Origin of the sequence: Chlorobium sp. KB01, assembly GCF_001975465.1 — a bacterium.
In the GTDB taxonomy this organism is placed as follows: domain Bacteria; phylum Bacteroidota; class Chlorobiia; order Chlorobiales; family Chlorobiaceae; genus Chlorobium.
The window spans coordinates 1-16,747 of record NZ_MPJE01000039.1 but is presented as its reverse complement, the minus strand read 5'-3'; the positions used below and the strand labels follow the sequence as shown (position 1 = coordinate 16,747).

Here is a 16,747-nt window from a genome sequence, read left to right as displayed (position 1 = left end):
GACAAAGTTGATTGATTTTTTTTAAAATAATGCGACATCTTTGTTGACATATTCCGTAGGTTCCGGCGCTGAAGGGGATATTATTCAAAGGTGATCGGCAGTTCAACCAGAACCGTGGCGAGCGTGTCAACGGATTCGACATGGCTGTGGCGGATCTCGCCGAAGCGGATATTTGCCATGCTCGTGAAGTCGCGGCTGAAGGCTTCGCGGATCTCCTGAAGCGAGCTGAACACTTCGTTATCGTTCGTGCCGAGCAGCTTCAGCTCTTTTACGCTGCTGAACGCAGAGAGGCAGGCATCAATATCCTGCTTCGAATAGTTGTCGAGAAATTGCAGGACAACGTCCAATGTGGCCCGGCTGTTACTGTTCATGGAGCTGTTTTGTTTGATTGCTGGCTGTTTTGCATGCTCTGACGGAGTTCGATGAGGGGCTTGTCGGCATGATCAACGCGAACGAGCCCTCTGCGCGGAAACTCGATGTCGAGGATCACAAATACCGTAAGTGAGACAATCGCGGCAAAGGCTACCGGATGAAACCAGAAACGCCTGTTGTTGACCGACATGTTGTAGCCGACAAGCATGGAGCTGATGAGACTCAATGCAAAAAAGAGCAGCAGAATGACAAGCGGAGGATGATCAATGGTGGCCGTGGCTCTGGTGTTTGTAATGTCAATCATGTTATTCAAGGCTGTAAAGACCAGAATGCCGGAATGCTTCGGAAGATCAGGCCTTTCGCAGGCAGTTATAGACTTCTGCCAGATCTCTTCCTGCAGCGCCGCACTTTTTTTAAGGATGGCCTTTGTACCGGCCTCATCTTCCACATTTCTGTAAACAGCCACCCGGGTGTCGAGGTAGCGGCGGAAGAGATCCCTTACTTCCGGCTGCGTATCAGGTGGCAGCAGTTTTATACGCAGGTATGCGGTAACGATCGCATTGGCCTCCTCGGTGATCAGGTGGCGGCGATGTTCAAACCGCGACTCGGCCCCGGCAAAGGTAAAGGCGATGATAAGCCCGAGCAGACCGAACACCGCACCCTCAACCGGGTTTATCCCTTTTGCCAGGCCGTCAGGGTTATGCCTGATGGTTCCGAGGCCGATACGACGCCCGATTTCAACACTCAGCAGCATGCCGGCAAACAGACCGGCAAACAACAGACAGATGATAAGGGTAAACATATCCGATCAGTTTTTGATTGTTGCCCGTCAGTTGCGACGCGCAAAGTCGGCAATCCTGCCTTCAAACTCGGTGAACTTCTTCTGCAAAAGCTGCAGGGCTCTCTCCTTCTCATCCTTTTTCAGGAATGAATAGATAATGCTGTTTGCTGCAAACTGTTTCACCTCGTCATAGGAGTAGCGGTATCGGCTGGCAAGCAGCACATACTCTTCGGTGAGTGAGTTGCGTGAAACACCGGGATCGTCAGATGATATCACTACCGGCACTCCGCTCCCGGTATAGAGCCTGATCGGATGCGCCTCATTTTTTACGCCAAGTATAAACTCATTGCTGGTGAGGTTGATCTCAACCGGAATCCGTTCCTCCTTCATCCGTATCAGAGTGGAGAGGGCTCCGGTTTCATAGGCAATATCGACTCCATGACCGATCCTGCCGGCTCCGGCAACCGAAACCGCCTCTGCAATATGGTATTTCATCTCTTCCGGCGGCACCATGCCTGATGCCAGCTCTCCGGCATGCATGGAGGTTCTGATATGGGGATACTTCTCTTTCATGTACCGGAACATCTGCATGTGCAGGCGGTAGTCACCGAGAGCAACCGGATCGTTCTCGGCACTGACGATGTTGACACCGACAACCCCGTTATTTTTATCCGCTTCATAAAATGCGGTATAGAGGCCGGAGAAGAAGACCGAGGGGGCGGAGTTCCGGGAAACATAGCTCTGGAACCGGAGTGTAAAACTCTCGTCATCAACCCTTTTTCTGCTTGACTCAACAAGTTCACGATACTGATGAACCTTGTCATAGAAGAGGGTATCCCGGGTAACACCAAGCAGGAAGCTGTCAAGCAGGGTGCGGAACTGCTTGTTATCGATGTTGATTACGCCGCTTCTGACCTGGCTGTCAAACGCCGGATCGGACTTCTGATAACCGGGAGAGACAAACATGGTTTCGAGGTACTGCACGTTCTCATTTTTCGCCCGCTCCTTGAGCTTCAGGAGCCCCTCCCGGTAGTAGTTCCGGTTTGTACCGAAGATTTTTGAGAAGTAGATGAAGGTATTGAAAAACTGGGCGTCCGGAGGAAGCTGATCATGATAGTGATTGGCATAATCCTTGTCGGACCAGTGCGTGAAGAAGTCACTGGACATCGCCCTGTCGCTTCTGAGGTTTTTAACGGAGACTGTGTCTTTCAGCCTGTCGGTATCCTTTGGAGTTATAACCGAATAGTCACTTTTGCTGATCCAGCACCCCTCACGCTGTATCCACTCCAGATAGTTCTCCGCGTAGAGTGATCCGGTGAAGTGCTGATGAATATCCCCCCCTTTCGGCATAAGGGTAAAGAAGAGCCTCAGTCCGGCAATATCCGGCTTTGCGGGTGCTATCAGCCTCTGATAGTATGCCCTGGTTGCACTGTACGGGCCTGAATCTTTAGGGCGTGCATGCAGGGTTGCGAATGGGAGAAGAAGCATCCAGAGCATGATCAGGGGAGCTGATTTTCTATGCATAACCAGAGACGTGGTTAGGTTGAGAGAAAAAGGGCAGCTTACAGACCAACAGACTAATTTACACTTATTTCAACGCATTCGATAACGAAAAGCGTGCAACCCTTTTCAGGGCTTCGTCCGGTGCAGTTTCACCCAGGCAACATACCTCTCCATCCAGCTCTGCAGGAACTGGCGGCTGCTCTCAATGATATTGCCGCCCGCATCAAACAGGCCCTCTTTATGCTGAATAAACGCTTCCGGCTGAGCGAGCACCGGCACATCGAGAAACGCAAGAATATTGCGCAAATGCTGCTGAGCCATCGCGGTACCGGCGGCTCCCGGAGAGATTCCGATAATACCGGCAGGCTTGCCGGACCAGGCACTTTGACCGTAGGGACGCGAAGCCTCCCGACTTCTGCCAACCCTGAAAAACAGCCCTGCCAGAAAAATTAACTCATTGTTTTGAATGGAGTTAAATTTTTCTGATTCTCGAGTTTTCGCACTAATGCTATTTTCCCCCATGCGTGGAGACTTGACAATCAGAACGGTGAAGACCGCATCTGGGGCAACTGCCGTCCAGGTGGTGCAAAACAAGGGCAAGCAGCGCCCCTTCCTCAAGCATTTCGGCAGTGCCCACGATGAGCACGAGCTTGAATTGCTGTTGGATGAGGCAAGCAAATATGTCGAGAACCATTGTCGCCAGCCCAGTTTATTCGCTGAGGCACCACCGCCTGCGCCAGCTCCGTCGCAGTTGGAGCCATCCCGGCTTTGGCTCGTCGAGGTAAAGCACCTCTTTGCCCGCAATGCGCTGCTTTCTTGTGCACGGAAGTGTGGGTTGGGAGCGCTACCTGAGCTGTACCTGGATTTTGCCCTCATGCGTATTATTGAGCCCGCGTCAAAGCTTCGAACCCTTGAACTCTTGCAGCGGTACTTCAACGTCCGTCATACTGAACGGACTGTGTATCGATTATTTCCCAAGCTTCTTGAATATCAGGAGGCAATCGAAACTGCTGCAATCCAGACGATCCAGAAATCCCTGAAAGAGGCATTCAGCCTTGTGTTGTACGATGTTACAACGTTGTACTTCGAGTCTTTCAAGGAGTACGAATTTCAGAAACCGGGCTTTTCCAAGGACAACAAACCTCAGCAGCCGCAAATCGTTATCGGCCTGATCACCACCCGTTCAGGTTTTCCCGTCATGCATGAAGTGTTTGAAGGCAACACCTTCGAGGGCAAGACGATGCTTGATGTTGTGCATCGCTCCAGAACCGGATCGGTGATACCAAGCCGGTTATTGTCGCCGATGCGGGCATGCTCTCGAAAATCAATATGCAGGAACTTGAGCAGGACGGGTATCGCTACATTGTCGGGGCGCGATTGGCCAGTGCTGCCAGCAGCTTCATTGATCGCGTCCATCATAACCTTCCCCCTACGGACAAAGCCCTCTGTCGTTTCAGTTATGAGGATTTCGTGAAGCATGCTATCATGATCTGCGAGTTCTCGGAAACCCGGTACAAGAAAGACAAGCGGGACCTTGACAAGCAGGTGAAACGGGCTCTCGCCCTGCTTGAAAAAAACGAGTCCGGACGGCGAGCAAAATTCGTCAAGAAGACCAAGGAAAAGGACAAGCCGTTCATTTTTGATAGCGCCCTTCAGGCAAAGGCTGAGAAGCTGCTTGGCATCAAGGGCTTCGTCACCAACATTCCGGAAAATGAGATCTCCAGCGCCGAAGTCGTTGCCTATTACCGTGATCTTTGGCACGTCGAGCAGGCGTTTCGCATGAGTAAATCAGATCTGAAAGCCCGGCCGATCTTCCATTTCCCGAAAGATGCCATCAGGGCTCATATACTCGTCTGCTTCATGGCCTTGATGATGGGAAAATATCTGGAGATAAAAACGGGAGTATCGCTTCGTCAAATTCGTGATCAACTGTGGGACATCAAGGAAGCAATTGTCCGTGATGAACGAACCGGAGAATTGCATAGCTTACCCATGAATATTCAAGAATTCACTAACAATCCTCTTCTGCAATTCATTAGTGCAGAGTTTTCGTACTAATGGCAGAAGTCAGGATGAGAAGCACTCAATTTTTTGCTATACTGCCTGCTGACGAAAATAACCGGATCCCCCCTTCCTCCTATGCCCATCAAGTATGCAAGACGCCTGTCGGGGCGAAAACGATCGACGGAAACAAACCGTCATCTCGGCTTCGCACTCGCCTTTGTGGCCGGAGCAACCAATGCCGGTGCCTATCTGGCCGTCAAGCTCTACACCTCGCACATGACCGGAATGGTCTCATCAATGGCCGACAACATTGTTCTCGGCAACGGTGATCTTGCGCTCGGTGCTTTCGGCGGCGTATCCTTCTTTCTCGCCGGTGCTGCAACAACAGCCGTCATGGTCAACTTTGCACGGCGGCGGCACCTGCACAGCGAGTTCGCTTTTCCACTCCTGCTTGAAGCCTTTCTCCTGCTCTCGTTCGGCCTGCTTGGCGCTCAGCTCTCCACCATCAACGGCGTATTTGTACCGGTTACGGTGATGCTGCTCTGCTTTATGATGGGGCTGCAGAATGCCGTTATCACCAAACTCTCGAACGCGGTGATTCGAACCACCCACCTGACCGGCATCATTACCGATATGGGCATTGAACTCGGCAAACTCTTTTACTGGAACCGCCACACCCTTGAGGCAGAGGAGGATGTTGTGGCTGACCGGGACCGGCTGAGGGTGCTTGCGACGCTGACGCTCTCCTTCTTTGGCGGCGGACTTTTTGGCGCTCTCGGCTTCAAGGTGATAGGCTATGCGCTGACTGTCCCGCTTGCACTCCTTCTTGTCCTGCTCGCCGTCGTACCGGCAATAGACGATCTTCGAGGTTACCTCTACAAAGTGGCGCGCAAAAGGGCTGCAGGGAGGCTGGATTGACAGGGTACCGGCATCAAGGGAACTCTTGAGAACCGGGGGTGTTTATGTACTGTAAAGCTCACTGGAATTTCACCACTCCCGGCCCGACAGCTGGTAAAGCTCTACCCTTATGAAGCTCATTTTTGTCTACAATACCGACAGCAACCCGCTCAGCTCTCTCATCGACCTGGGCCATAAGATCCTCAGCCCCGAAACCTACGATTGCAGCCTCTGCAAACTGACCCATGGCCCGTTTACCGAAAAGGATGCCTGGAGAGCGTTCCGCATCTCGATCGGTGTTCCGGTAGAGTTCCTGCACCGCGATGAATTTGAAAAAAAATATAGTCGCAGCTTTGAATACCCCCTCATTCTGAAAAAGAGCGACAGTTTCGAGATTCTGCTCTCAAAAAAAGAGATTGACCGGCTCGGCGATCTTGAGGAACTTATTGCGGCAGTAAAAAAAGAGCTTCCGCCAGGGGCGTGACGAGAGAAGAGCGCTCAGGACTGCTCTTTATGGTTGCAGAGAGTCCGCTTCAAATCCAAGCACGATGGAGTTTATGGAAAAACGGCGACCCATGGGGGGGGGGCCGTCATCGAAAAGGTGACCGAGGTGGGCGCCGCAGCGACCACAGAGTATTTCCATCTCCATTGAACTCTCTTTGCGATACCGGACACTGTTCGATCGCACGGTTTTAAAAAAACTCGGCCAGCCGGATGAACTGGAGAACTTGGCCTCGGAGCGGAAGAGGGTGTTGCCGCACAGGGCACAGAAGTAGGTTCCGCACTCTTCATTATCCCAGTACTTTCCGGTAAATGGCTGCTCGGTAGCTCCTTTTCGCGCAACCTCATAAAGTGCCCCGGAGAGCAACTCTTTCCACTCAGCATCCGGTACATTAAGTTTGGATGTATCACTTCGGGAGAAGTAGGATTTGACGGTTTGAGTCTTCCGGGTCATGGTTTTGCATTTTTCAGTGACTGTTGGCGATGGCACTCCGTTGTACAAGCCAATTCCTGCCGCCTCTCCATAAACACAGGAAAGATAAGAACCGTTCGTTTTATATGCATGCCGGAAGGTGGATTAAGGCCTTTTCAAAAAAAGGTTGTTCGTCAGAAAATCTCATTGTTTATCCGGCTGACGATTCAGCGCGGCATGAATCAATTCAAGCAGCAACTCTTTTTTAACCGGCTTGGTGATAAAGGAACAACACCCGGCCGCCTCCGCTTTTCCCCTCTCCGATTCCGAGGTAAAGGCACTCTGCATAATAACCGGCAACCCGGGCCGAAACTGCTTGATCAGCCTTGTCGCATCAAAACCGTCCATGACCGGCATTTTGATATCCATAAGCACAAGCCCGATCTCCGGATGCGCTTTTACAAGCTCCACAGCGTCCAGTCCATTACCGGCGGAAAGGATCGTTATGCTTTCGGCTTGCAGTGTTTTCTCAAGCAGAATACCGCTGACGGCATCGTCTTCAGCAATAAGAATGGTCATCACGGGCAGGGAATCATGGTTGGGCCTGACAGCATCAGGCTGAACATCAGTTTCCACAAAACCGGCAGGATTGTAAGGCAGGGTGAATATAAACTCGCTCCCTTTTCCTTCTATAGATTTGACCGAGATGCGACCTCCAAGCATCTCAATATATGCCTGGGAAATGCTCAGACCGAGCCCTGCTCCCTCATAGTTTCGGGTCAGGGAGTTGTCCGCCTGGCGGAACCGTTCAAAAATCTTCGTCTGTATGTCAGGCGATATTCCGATACCGGAATCAGCCACATAAAACTCAAGCGTATTTTTTTTGCAGGCATAACCAAAGTCAATATGCCCCTCTTTGGTGAATTTCAGGGCATTCTGCAGCAGATTCGTCAGAATTTGCGTAAGCTTGGTGCTGTCGGTCTCAATGACACTTTCACTGTCTGACAATCCGGCGCTACAACTCAAACGCAACCCTTTCTGCTCTGCAAGGGGCTTGAAAAAGGCATGGAGATCCCGGAGCGTAGTGTTGACCGGCGTCCTGCCGATCTTCACGTTGGTCTTGCCGGCTTCGATCCGGGAAATATCAATGATGTCATTGATGAGAAAAAGCAGACGCTGACAGCTCTGGTCAATAAGATCAATATAGAGCGACTGCTCATCTTTTGACAGATCAGGATCTTTCAGGATCTCTGAAAGACCGACAATACCATTCATCGGGGTGCGAATCTCATGGCTGATATTGGCAAGAAAGGCGGTTTTAAGCCGGTCACTCTCCTCCGCATGCTCTTTGGCCGCAATCAACTCGCTCCACAGTTTTTTCTTTTCAGTAATATCCTCCTTGATCGCCACAAAATTGGTGATAACACCCTCTTCATTCAGAACCGGCGAGATCACGGCCGACTCCCAGTAAAACTCTCCGTTTTTACGTCTGTTATACACTTCCCCTTTCCACACACCACCGGCAAGAATCGTTTGCCAGAGCTCTGCATATACCGGCTGCGGCATGGTTCCGGACTGAAGCATGCGGGGATTCTTGCCGATTACCTCCTCCTGGCTGTAACCGGAGGAGATGGTAAATGCCGGGTTAACATATTCAATATCTCCCTTCAGATCGGTAATAACCACAATGGCATGACTTTGCTGCATGGCAACGCTCAGTTTTTGCAGCTCCCGCTCCGCTGCTCTGCGCTCGGTTACGTCATGCACAATTGCGTAAAGCAGCTCCCTGCCTCCAATGGTGATATTGGAGCTGAACACCTCGACATCACGAATGGAACCATCCGCCCTTCGGTGCTGGAAAGCAAACTGATTTTTTCCCGATAACCGGTTCTGCGACATAAAGCGGGTCAGCTCCTCTTCAGGAAGAGTATCGACCTCCCGGATATGCTTGCGGCAAAGTTCATCAATAGACCACCCGTAAAAAGCCGCAGCTGCTTGATTGGCATCAATAATATTGCCCGTCAGAGGATCAAGCATATAGAAGGCACCGGGCACCGCCTCTTTAAGCGCACCAAAAAGAGTCTGCGTCGTCTCCGCATCCCTTTCGGATCTCTTCAGATCGGTTATATCCTGCGCAACAATATAGATCTGTGACGTCCTGCCATCAAGGCCGGCAATCGGGTATAAGGTATTGCGATAACAATGACCCTCCTGCTCATCTTCATAAATCATCCGCCGGCCGGTACGAAACACCTCATCTACTTTTATCCGCCGGGCTGCTGCCAGTTCAGGCGGAAGAAAATCATACGCATTGACGTTAATGCAAGCCTGTACCTCTTTGTGACATACTCTGGCAAAAGCCTGATTGGCATCAAGAATGGTCCCTTCCCGGTCCATAATAAACGCCGGTTCCGCTACAGCATCAAAAACAGCATTAAGTGTGCTTTCGCGCTGTTGTGCATTGCGCTCCTTCTCCTCTCGCTTATGAGTACTGTTCTGCATAGAAAATTTCAATGGCGTATTAAACTCCCGGCTGAACCAAAATAGGAAGAGTTTTCAGCTTTTTCATGATAAATCCCCTCACCCTTTCGTACAGCCATGTTTTTCAATTTTTCCGGTCCACCTGGCCAGTGATTTGTCATCCATGCTATCCCAGGCTTCAATTTCATCGCCGAGGTAGTGGTTAATGAAGGCGCACTCAATATCGGATTTTTCACTTGAAAAGGCGTATTCATCAAGAGCGGCATCATCTTTCGGCTGAAATGCCCAGTACTGCACAGCAGGTTTGCCCTTGTTGAAAAGAAAGAGTTTCTCATCAGGATCAAGGTCGCGATTCTCTTCAAGTGAGTCAAACTCTACGGCAATCTCCATAATCATCCGGCAGTGCTTTTCACTGTACTCAATCGGACCGAGGATCGGGTCATACACCCGGCAATCCACCGTAATCAGCCCCTTTGCTGTCAGAATAAACAGCTTATGGCCCAGACGCCAGTAGCCGCCATCGAGAAGAATCGGGTTTTGAATTGCGTGCAGGCATTGCAGCAGAGAGGTTCTCTCCATCGGATAATCTCCGGGGTTTCTTTGTGAACAGATAACGATATACCATGAAATATAATATTGAAAAGATGCATACCAGCCTGTGCGGTCATAACTGTTACAGGGCGTTCGTTTCAGCTCCTCTTCTGCGCGGCGGCACCCTTAACCTCTTTTTGGTAGTAATGAATTTTGTAGTAGCTTGGAAAAACAAACAGCCGGTGGCCGGAAATCCTGATTGCATGATATCGGCCCTGACGACTTCCCGGAAAATGCCTGATATGATGCGTTTTGCTAACGTTGCACTCATAGCGAGAACGATTTTTTTTCTGCTCGCCATCGCTTCCATTGCATGGGCGGGAGAGGTTTTTGCTGAAAACTCCGTCACGGTCCAGACAAAAATTACCGTAAACATCTCGGAATCCCTGATTCAGTACTTCAGCAAACTCCGCAAAGAGACGGCGATAAAGCAGGGCGCACCCCCGTCAACGTCACAATCGAGGCCTTCGCCTGCCGACTCTACATCAGTGCCTGCTCCCTGAATGACCATCACTCTCCTGCAGCTGCAGGGTGAGGAACATAAATGAGACAAGTTGATTATCTCTCATGAAAAAATCCCGCATAACACTCTCAGCAGAACGCCATACCGTAAGGCTTCCGCTCCTTCTCACCATCATCCTTCTCCTCTTTCAGGGGTTAACCGCTGCTCCCCTGTGGGCCAAAGCAGCTGTTCTGAATCCCGATGAAATTACTCTTGCCTCGCTGCGCCTTGAAGATGTGCAGGGAAAAGATGAAAGGGAGATGAACAAAACCAGACCCGATGAGATCCACGTCATTAGAACGGTAAACCCCTTATGGCAACTGGAACTGCCTGACAATCACCTCCCGGCAGTCACTACAGAGTACAGCGTTACCGGAAACAACGGGAAACCGGATGTCTTTTCAAATATTGATGACCCTTCCTCATCGGTAAAAATCAGGATCAAAGCGAAAGGGATACGCTCCAGGGCCTATGTCAACAGGCACTGGTTAATGTCGGAAGTCGTGGATATCATCATCTATCCGGTTGCTGCAACCAGCAGGGGCGCCTACAGCGGCGTCATTAAAACGATCATCTCTTTTGCTCATATTTAACAGGCCCGCCACATCCTCATGCGGGTCTTCGCAGCACCGGAAAGTCCGGGTTCCTCAGATCATGCGATTTTTTTTACTCCCGACAGCGGCAGGATCATGAACGGCAGCAGAGGAGAAGAGATCACTGAAACGGCGCTCTAACGGCTCTCTGCATTGTCGAGAGCGGTTCAAGTACGAATGTGCAGAGAAACCCGAATATAATCCCGGGAGGATCGGAAGCATAAAGCAGTTGAATTGCGAAATAGATCAATAGCGGTACCCTTATGAAAAACATTGTATCGATCTGCCTGCTCCTTCTTTTTTGCGCGCTTTCCGCTCACTCACTCCATGCCGATCACATCTATAATTTGTTTGTATCGCCAAAACTCTTTGAGCTGAAGCTTGGTTCCGGACCGATCAGTGAAACCATACAGCTTAAAAACAACAGTGATACCCCTGTCCGCCTGAGCGCAATGGTCCGGAACTGGACAATTGACGAACAAAACAACATGAAAACCGTGCCGAGTGAAGCAGAGTCGCTTGATCAATGGATAGTGGTCACTCCTGAAAATATTACCGTTGAAGCAGGCAAAGAGGCTCTTGTTCATTTTTCAGTCAAACCGCATGCTGTGACTGAACCAGGAGAACACCGGGCAATCATCTTTTTGACAGAGAGTTACCCGACACTATCCGGTGATGGAATTGAAGTCACCTTCCGCCAGGGCATCGGTATCTATGGCTATTCGGGAGTTGTCCGTCATTCGTCCACGATAAAAAGCCTGAAACTTGACCGCACCTCAGGCATTCTCAGTATCGAAATCGAAAACCGGGGAAATGTGCACACAAGGTTTGACGGAGACTATGCGATCTGGAAAAAAGGGGCTTTTCCGGGGCTGAAATCTCTGCCCGCTTCTCCTGAATGGCCGCATAACCATAAAAAGCCGGCAGGATTCATCACATCAGGCAGCCTGAACAGAACACCGGTACTTGCCGGAACCAGCCGAACCATAAAGACTCTGCTTCCGGTTGCAGCTTTTCCAACCGGATACACCGTTATTGTAACCGGCACCATTGACGGAGAAAAGGTTGAAAAGATTTTCCGCTGAACCATACGCCACCATGGACCACTACTCCTGACAGCAATAAACACGCTTCAATCTTTTTGTTGCTGTCATTACACTCCTTTTTGTGCCTTCCCTTTACGAAGCGGATGCACACCCGCACAGAACGTGAGCAAGCAAAAAAAACAGTGTCAGCTCCTCACCCTGGAAATTCTGCATCTCCGATCAGGGAATCAAAGTCCACCGGAAAAGAGGGCTCGACCTGATTGAAGCGATCACGTCCCTCCGGCATGGCATGAACCCCGGCGGGGAAGGCGTTATGGAGCAGCATATACTCCAGCAGGTAGTTGGTCAACCGGTAATAACCGCAAGGTTTTGTTGAGGTTGATCCCGGCATTTGATTTGCAGGCTTCCCCTCGGCCCACCGCTCAACAATCTGCTCAACCAGCGTCTCATACCTCTTCTGTTTCTGCATAGGGATCTCTTCTGTTTTGATTGCCTGAAGCTCACCGCCTGACCGGTCAAAAATAATCCAATGATCTGCTGAATCATAAAAAAAGGTATAAAAATCCAAAGCTCCCCTCTCATCAAAAGGGAAGAGTACCGTTTTATAATACTCAAGATGAGACGGTTGATGAGTTTGTGCCTCGGCAATGGACAGGATTGGATCGCTCGCGAGGGAAGAACAAATAAAACAGAGAGATGGAGATGTAAAAACAGGTGATAATAGAGCAATTAATAGAGAAAAGATGGTATTTTAACTGGAAAGAGAGACTTGTAGCAATGCAGTATCAAAGAGGAGCATTAAGACGTATTGTGGCGTAATAGAGTAAAATTTATTTCGCAAAAAACTGAAATAGTTGTTTTTATTCAAAAAAATAGCCGATATTACTCACCTTAATACGCCACAGCGATAACAAGTTAATAATCCGGCACCTCTCTGTTATGGGCGAAACAAGTCTGGGCACCATAAACAACAGCAACTGGAAAAGTGTACACCCGACTGCCGGGTATACAAAGCGAATGGAGGTGATTGATGATAATATCGTTCACACCTGGATTGAGTCAGAAAAGGATGTGATTCTTGATTTCATGGACGCCGAGCTGCTGCAGGTTGTGCTTCAGGAAGCCGGCCTCGAAAACAGAGAGTTTCATATCATTTTTGACCTTGCCAATACCACAAGCATTACCTATCGCTACAAACTGGCGATTACCGATCTTTTTTTTAACTGGAGTCCCTTTTTCGGGGTTATAGGTTTTTACAATATCGCCGAGTCAATGCGCATTATAACCGAATCGTTCGCCGCCATCGCACCCGGGAAACTTTGCGTCATTCAGGCCAAAACCTATGAAGAGGTTATTGAAAAAGTCAGGGAGTATAAATCAGGAGTACTTCCTTCAATGGAGCTCCCTGATGAGGAGAGAAGGGAAGAGCATCGGTTTCTTGGAGCTGTTGCAAGATTGTCGTGGCTGAACCTGCTTGAAGAGCCGATAGAGCTTCCATCAGGGGAGAGCCGGTACTATACGGTTTTCAAAGCAATTGAAGCCCTTCGCCTTGACCTCATCGCTAAAAATTTTGACTGTGAAAAAGAAGTACAAGAGCTTACCAACAACCTTCAAAATCGACTAACCCAGATGACTATAAAAATGAATGCACAGGCGGAATTGAATAAAAAATCGGTCACCGAATTCAAAACCGAGATCTCTGATCTTAAATCAAGGCTTGCAACACAGGATATGGAGCTCACCAGGGTTTCAACTGCAATTGCCGAAAAAACAACCAAATTGCGGAACATTCTTGCACAGATAAATGCACTTGAAATAGATACAGAGGTTAAAAAGGGTATTGCTGACACCTGTCTCGGCCTTATAGAGACCGAAACCATTGAAAAAAGGCTGAACACCGAACAGACTGAAGATGACTCGGTATTTCTGTCAAAACTTCAGAAAAAACATCCGAACCTTAACCAGCGGGAGCTGAGAATCAGCCTGCTTGTAAAAATGAACTACGACACCTGTGATATTGCCCGTTCTGTCGGCATATCAACACGGGGTATGGAAAGCATCCGTTACAGAATGCATAAAAAGCTCGGTCTTGGAAAACATCAATCCATCAAAACCTATCTTTCCGAGCTGGCCGTTACCTTCTGAACTCCCCTGTTCAACAGTTGAAAAAAGCACTCTATCGGTTTTGGCGATAGAGTGCTTTTTTTTGCTTGCCACCACCAGTGAATTTTTTCACCCCGGTTTGTTGTTAAGCTATGGTAACTTCTGTTCTTTCAGCCAGTCGAAATGACCCCGTGGTCAATTATCCAACATTTTCCCTTCGGAGGGCACCATGGACACCCGAAAACTGATTGAAGCCTATCACAAAGCCTGGACATGCGGAGATTTTGCTGCAGCCCGCTCTTTTCTTGCTGATGATCTTGATTTTCAGGGCAGTATGGAGCAATTTTCAAATGCTGATGATTTTCTGGCTGCACTGAAACAGTTTGCTCTGATGACCACCCGTGTTCTCATGCAGAACGGCTTTTTCGATAAAGAGGGCGCTGCTCTCCTCTATGACTGTGAAACAGCAACCCCGGCTGGTCTCATCCGCACAGCGGAGTTCTTTACTGTTTCCGGCAACCGCATTAAAGCCATTCGGCTGGTTTTTGACGCTACGGATCTGCGTAAAGCGATGCAGGCATGAACAGCGGCTCAAGAACCAAAAAAAGTGTTCCGTTCAGCAAGCTGCTGGGCTTTCTTGGTCCCGGCTTTCTGGTTACGGTGGGGTTTGTCGATCCGGGAAACTGGGCAACAAATATTGAAGGGGGATCACGGTTCGGCTACGAGCTGCTCTGGGTAGTTACACTCAGTACACTCATGCTTGTTCTGATCCAGCACATGGCGGCCAAGCTTGGCATAGCCACAGGCAAATCGCTTGCAGTCAACATACGGGAACATTTTCCAGGGCCGGTGACCGCCTTTCTCGGTATCACGGTACTTGCTGCCTGCATCGCCACGGATATTGCCGAGCTTCTCGGAGGCGGGATCGGTTTTTCACTGCTCTTCGATGTACCGGTCTGGATCGGTGTGCTCTTCACTGTTTTTCTCAAAATTTTCCTCGTCACCAGCCAGCGCTACCATCGGATAGAAACCATCATTGTCGGTTTTCTCGGCGTCATAACCCTCTGTTATCTTATCGAACTGCTGATTGTCAAACCTGACTGGGCGGCAGTCACAACCGGCCTTGTTCTTCCTCAGCTCGGCAGGGAGAACATCTATGTGGCGATGGCTATTCTCGGTGCCCTTATCATGCCCCACAATATTTTTCTGCATTCAAATGTCATTCACAGCAGAGAGTGGGGCATATCGGAACAGGAAAAGATGAAGCTGCTCCGGTATGAAAAAATTGACACCATTTCTGCCATGACTCTCGGCTGGGTTGTCAATTCATCCATGATTATTGTTTCGGCTGCGGTTTTTTTTCATAATCAGGTGCAGGTATACAATATAGAAGAGGCATCGGCAACACTCAAACCGCTCGCCGGAGAACTGGCAGGATTACTCTTTGCCATCGCACTGGTTTTTTCGGGTGTGGGATCTTCCATGACCTCATCAATGGCTGAAGCTAATGTATTGACCGGGTTTCTCGGCAAACCGGAAGATCCCGGAACTCTCCTTTACAGGAGTACGGTTTTTGCCACTTCGATACCATCATTCCTGATCATTCTCTTTACTGCCGACACCTTCCGGCTGCTGATTTTCAGCCAGATCATACTTGGCATACAGCTTCCGTTTACCCTTCTCTCGCTTTTGATTCTCTGTCGCAACCGCAACGTAATGGGTGGCTTCAGAAGCCGGAACAGGGAGTTTGCTGCCGCATCACTCATTGCGGCAATCGTTATCATTCTCAACATCTATTTTTTTTACACAACGGTTACCGGAGGGAGCTGATATGCACAGATACAGGAATATCCTTACAGCCATTGACTGCTCTGATGCCGACATGACCGTGATCGAGCATGTGTCATCACTGGCTTCAGAACCGGGTTCAGTGGTCCATCTTCTGCATGTTGTCCACTCCCATACCCTCGATCAGGACAGAGACCTTCGAATGCAGGCAGTCACGCTGCTGAACCGCTACCGGGAGAAGATGCAGGCAGATGGCATTGATGCGAGAGTGATTATCAGAAGTGGAGAACCTGAGGATGAAATTCTCTCTGAAATAGAGGAGAACGGCTATGACCTCCTTGCCATGGCGACTCATGGCCACCGGCTGCCGGAAAGAATTCTCTTTGGAAGTGTATCAAGAACCCTTCGAAAAAAAATCACGATCCCCCTGCTCCTGATCAACTCCGATCGTTAGCGGGAGGCTCATTCCGGCACCCTTTGCCTCCCCCTTGCCACGCATCTCAAAAAGAGGTGAATGGAGAAAAAAAAACCGCTATATTCGTCTGTCTCACGACATGCAAGGAACTTAAGCCGCTCTATGGTGATTATAATGTGCAGATTCCGGATCTCTTTATATTTCAAAGCAACTTCCCGAGAGACCGGTTTTGTCATGATATGGAATTCCTGATGGCCGTTTATTGTGCTACCACATTTGAACTATTTTCATACTTTTGTGCTCTTTTTAATTCATAACAACAGACAACTATGACACAACTTACTTTGCCGTAAACGACAAGTATCAATATGCTGCATTTGGCGATAAGATACACGAAATTAAAGAAGAAGAAAAGACTATCGGCAAAGGGTATCATAACGACCTTACGATAACGGTTTATAACGGTTATAATGTGGCAGGTCAGTTACTTTTTACAATTGAGGCAATGTCAAACCTAACTATTAGCTATGATGTCGCTTAGGCTTGCGGCTAACGTTTTGCGGCTTGGCGAAGGTGGCGATTTGACCCACCAAACTTCCAAACACCGCTTAAGTACCGAAATTAGCACATAATTTTTATTTGAAAGCACAAGCCCGCCACTTTTGCCAAGGCGCTGTTAGGTAATGTTTTATTTGAATTCATACTCCCATTTACTCTCATGAGGGTTATATCTCAATTGAGCATTCTCACATGCAAAT

The 16,747-nt window shown here is 49.2% G+C and carries 18 protein-coding genes and 2 pseudogenes; 12 read left to right on the top strand and 8 right to left on the bottom strand.

Annotation, left to right across the window (positions count from 1 at the left end):
- Positions 1-80 precede the first annotated feature (80 nt).
- The 4 genes and pseudogenes from BOO20_RS04185 to BOO20_RS04170 form a co-directional block, all read right to left on the bottom strand.
- Complete coding sequence (locus tag BOO20_RS04185; RefSeq protein ID WP_076790828.1) at positions 81-371, bottom strand: nuclear transport factor 2 family protein; 291 nt, start codon at positions 369-371, stop codon at positions 81-83.
- Positions 368-1,174: a DUF4239 domain-containing protein gene (locus BOO20_RS04180; protein ID WP_076790827.1), complete on the bottom strand. Its 807-nt coding sequence runs from the start codon at positions 1,172-1,174 to the stop codon at positions 368-370. The genes BOO20_RS04185 and BOO20_RS04180 overlap by 4 nt, the downstream gene beginning before the upstream one ends.
- Positions 1,175-1,201: 27 nt before the next feature.
- Positions 1,202-2,677, bottom strand: coding sequence for a hypothetical protein (locus BOO20_RS04175; RefSeq protein ID WP_076790826.1), 1,476 nt, complete (start codon positions 2,675-2,677; stop codon positions 1,202-1,204).
- Between the two features lie 105 nt (positions 2,678-2,782).
- Positions 2,783-3,061: pseudogene (locus BOO20_RS04170) on the bottom strand (NADPH-dependent FMN reductase); the annotation flags it as partial.
- A gap of 61 nt (positions 3,062-3,122) precedes the next feature.
- Between BOO20_RS04170 and BOO20_RS13315 the strand changes: the two are divergent.
- From BOO20_RS13315 to BOO20_RS04155, 4 genes and pseudogenes are all read left to right on the top strand, one after another.
- Positions 3,123-3,863 (top strand): annotated as a pseudogene (locus BOO20_RS13315) (transposase); the annotation flags it as partial.
- A gap of 122 nt (positions 3,864-3,985) precedes the next feature.
- On the top strand, positions 3,986-4,714 hold the full coding sequence (locus BOO20_RS13065; RefSeq protein ID WP_233120874.1) for a transposase: 729 nt from the start codon (positions 3,986-3,988) through the stop codon (positions 4,712-4,714).
- 81 nt (positions 4,715-4,795) lie between these two features.
- Positions 4,796-5,578 carry a YoaK family protein gene (locus tag BOO20_RS04160; protein ID WP_076790824.1) on the top strand — a complete coding sequence of 261 codons (783 nt, stop codon included), beginning with the start codon at positions 4,796-4,798 and terminating at the stop codon, positions 5,576-5,578.
- A 109-nt stretch (positions 5,579-5,687) separates the two neighbouring features.
- Positions 5,688-6,041 (top strand): GTPase, encoded by a 354-nt coding sequence (locus tag BOO20_RS04155; protein WP_076790823.1) that lies wholly within the window; start codon positions 5,688-5,690, stop codon positions 6,039-6,041.
- 27 nt (positions 6,042-6,068) lie between these two features.
- Here the strand turns inward: BOO20_RS04155 and msrB are convergent, their stop codons facing one another.
- From msrB to BOO20_RS04140, 3 genes are all read right to left on the bottom strand, one after another.
- Entirely contained in the window at positions 6,069-6,512 is a 444-nt protein-coding gene (msrB, locus tag BOO20_RS04150; protein WP_076790821.1) for a peptide-methionine (R)-S-oxide reductase MsrB, read from the bottom strand.
- Positions 6,513-6,674: 162 nt separating this feature from the next.
- Entirely contained in the window at positions 6,675-8,972 is a 2,298-nt protein-coding gene (locus BOO20_RS04145) for a PAS domain S-box protein (protein ID WP_076790820.1), read from the bottom strand.
- Positions 8,973-9,050: 78 nt separating this feature from the next.
- Positions 9,051-9,530, bottom strand: coding sequence for a hypothetical protein (locus BOO20_RS04140; RefSeq protein ID WP_076790819.1), 480 nt, complete (start codon positions 9,528-9,530; stop codon positions 9,051-9,053).
- A 44-nt stretch (positions 9,531-9,574) separates the two neighbouring features.
- Between BOO20_RS04140 and BOO20_RS04135 the strand changes: the two genes are divergently transcribed.
- The 4 genes from BOO20_RS04135 (at position 9,575) to BOO20_RS04125 (ending at position 11,722) form a co-directional block, all read left to right on the top strand.
- The gene (locus BOO20_RS04135) at positions 9,575-10,045 is read left to right on the top strand and encodes a hypothetical protein (RefSeq protein ID WP_076790817.1); all 471 of its coding nucleotides are present in this window, start codon (positions 9,575-9,577) and stop codon (positions 10,043-10,045) included.
- A gap of 64 nt (positions 10,046-10,109) precedes the next feature.
- Complete coding sequence (locus BOO20_RS04130; RefSeq protein WP_076790816.1) at positions 10,110-10,637, top strand: hypothetical protein; 528 nt, start codon at positions 10,110-10,112, stop codon at positions 10,635-10,637.
- Positions 10,638-10,655: 18 nt separating this feature from the next.
- Positions 10,656-10,778: a hypothetical protein gene (locus tag BOO20_RS13250; protein WP_255372198.1), complete on the top strand. Its 123-nt coding sequence runs from the start codon at positions 10,656-10,658 to the stop codon at positions 10,776-10,778.
- A 122-nt stretch (positions 10,779-10,900) separates the two neighbouring features.
- Positions 10,901-11,722 carry a molecular chaperone gene (locus BOO20_RS04125; RefSeq protein ID WP_076790815.1) on the top strand — a complete coding sequence of 274 codons (822 nt, stop codon included), beginning with the start codon at positions 10,901-10,903 and terminating at the stop codon, positions 11,720-11,722.
- 154 nt (positions 11,723-11,876) lie between these two features.
- On the opposite strand, the gene BOO20_RS04120 is transcribed toward BOO20_RS04125, so the two are convergent.
- Positions 11,877-12,251 carry a hypothetical protein gene (locus tag BOO20_RS04120; protein WP_368665421.1) on the bottom strand — a complete coding sequence of 125 codons (375 nt, stop codon included), beginning with the start codon at positions 12,249-12,251 and terminating at the stop codon, positions 11,877-11,879.
- Positions 12,252-12,622: 371 nt separating this feature from the next.
- Between BOO20_RS04120 and BOO20_RS04115 the strand changes: the two genes are divergently transcribed.
- From BOO20_RS04115 to BOO20_RS04100, 4 genes are all read left to right on the top strand, one after another.
- Positions 12,623-13,828 carry a transcriptional regulator gene (locus tag BOO20_RS04115; RefSeq protein ID WP_076790813.1) on the top strand — a complete coding sequence of 402 codons (1,206 nt, stop codon included), beginning with the start codon at positions 12,623-12,625 and terminating at the stop codon, positions 13,826-13,828.
- A gap of 187 nt (positions 13,829-14,015) precedes the next feature.
- A complete protein-coding gene (locus tag BOO20_RS04110; RefSeq protein ID WP_076790812.1) occupies positions 14,016-14,369 on the top strand; it encodes a nuclear transport factor 2 family protein in 354 nt (117 codons plus the stop codon).
- Positions 14,366-15,616: an Nramp family divalent metal transporter gene (locus BOO20_RS04105; protein ID WP_076790810.1), complete on the top strand. Its 1,251-nt coding sequence runs from the start codon at positions 14,366-14,368 to the stop codon at positions 15,614-15,616. Before BOO20_RS04110 ends, BOO20_RS04105 begins: the two co-directional genes overlap by 4 nt.
- 1 nt (position 15,617) lies before the next feature.
- Positions 15,618-16,028 (top strand): universal stress protein, encoded by a 411-nt coding sequence (locus BOO20_RS04100; protein WP_076790809.1) that lies wholly within the window; start codon positions 15,618-15,620, stop codon positions 16,026-16,028.
- The last annotated feature ends 719 nt before the right edge of the window (positions 16,029-16,747 follow it).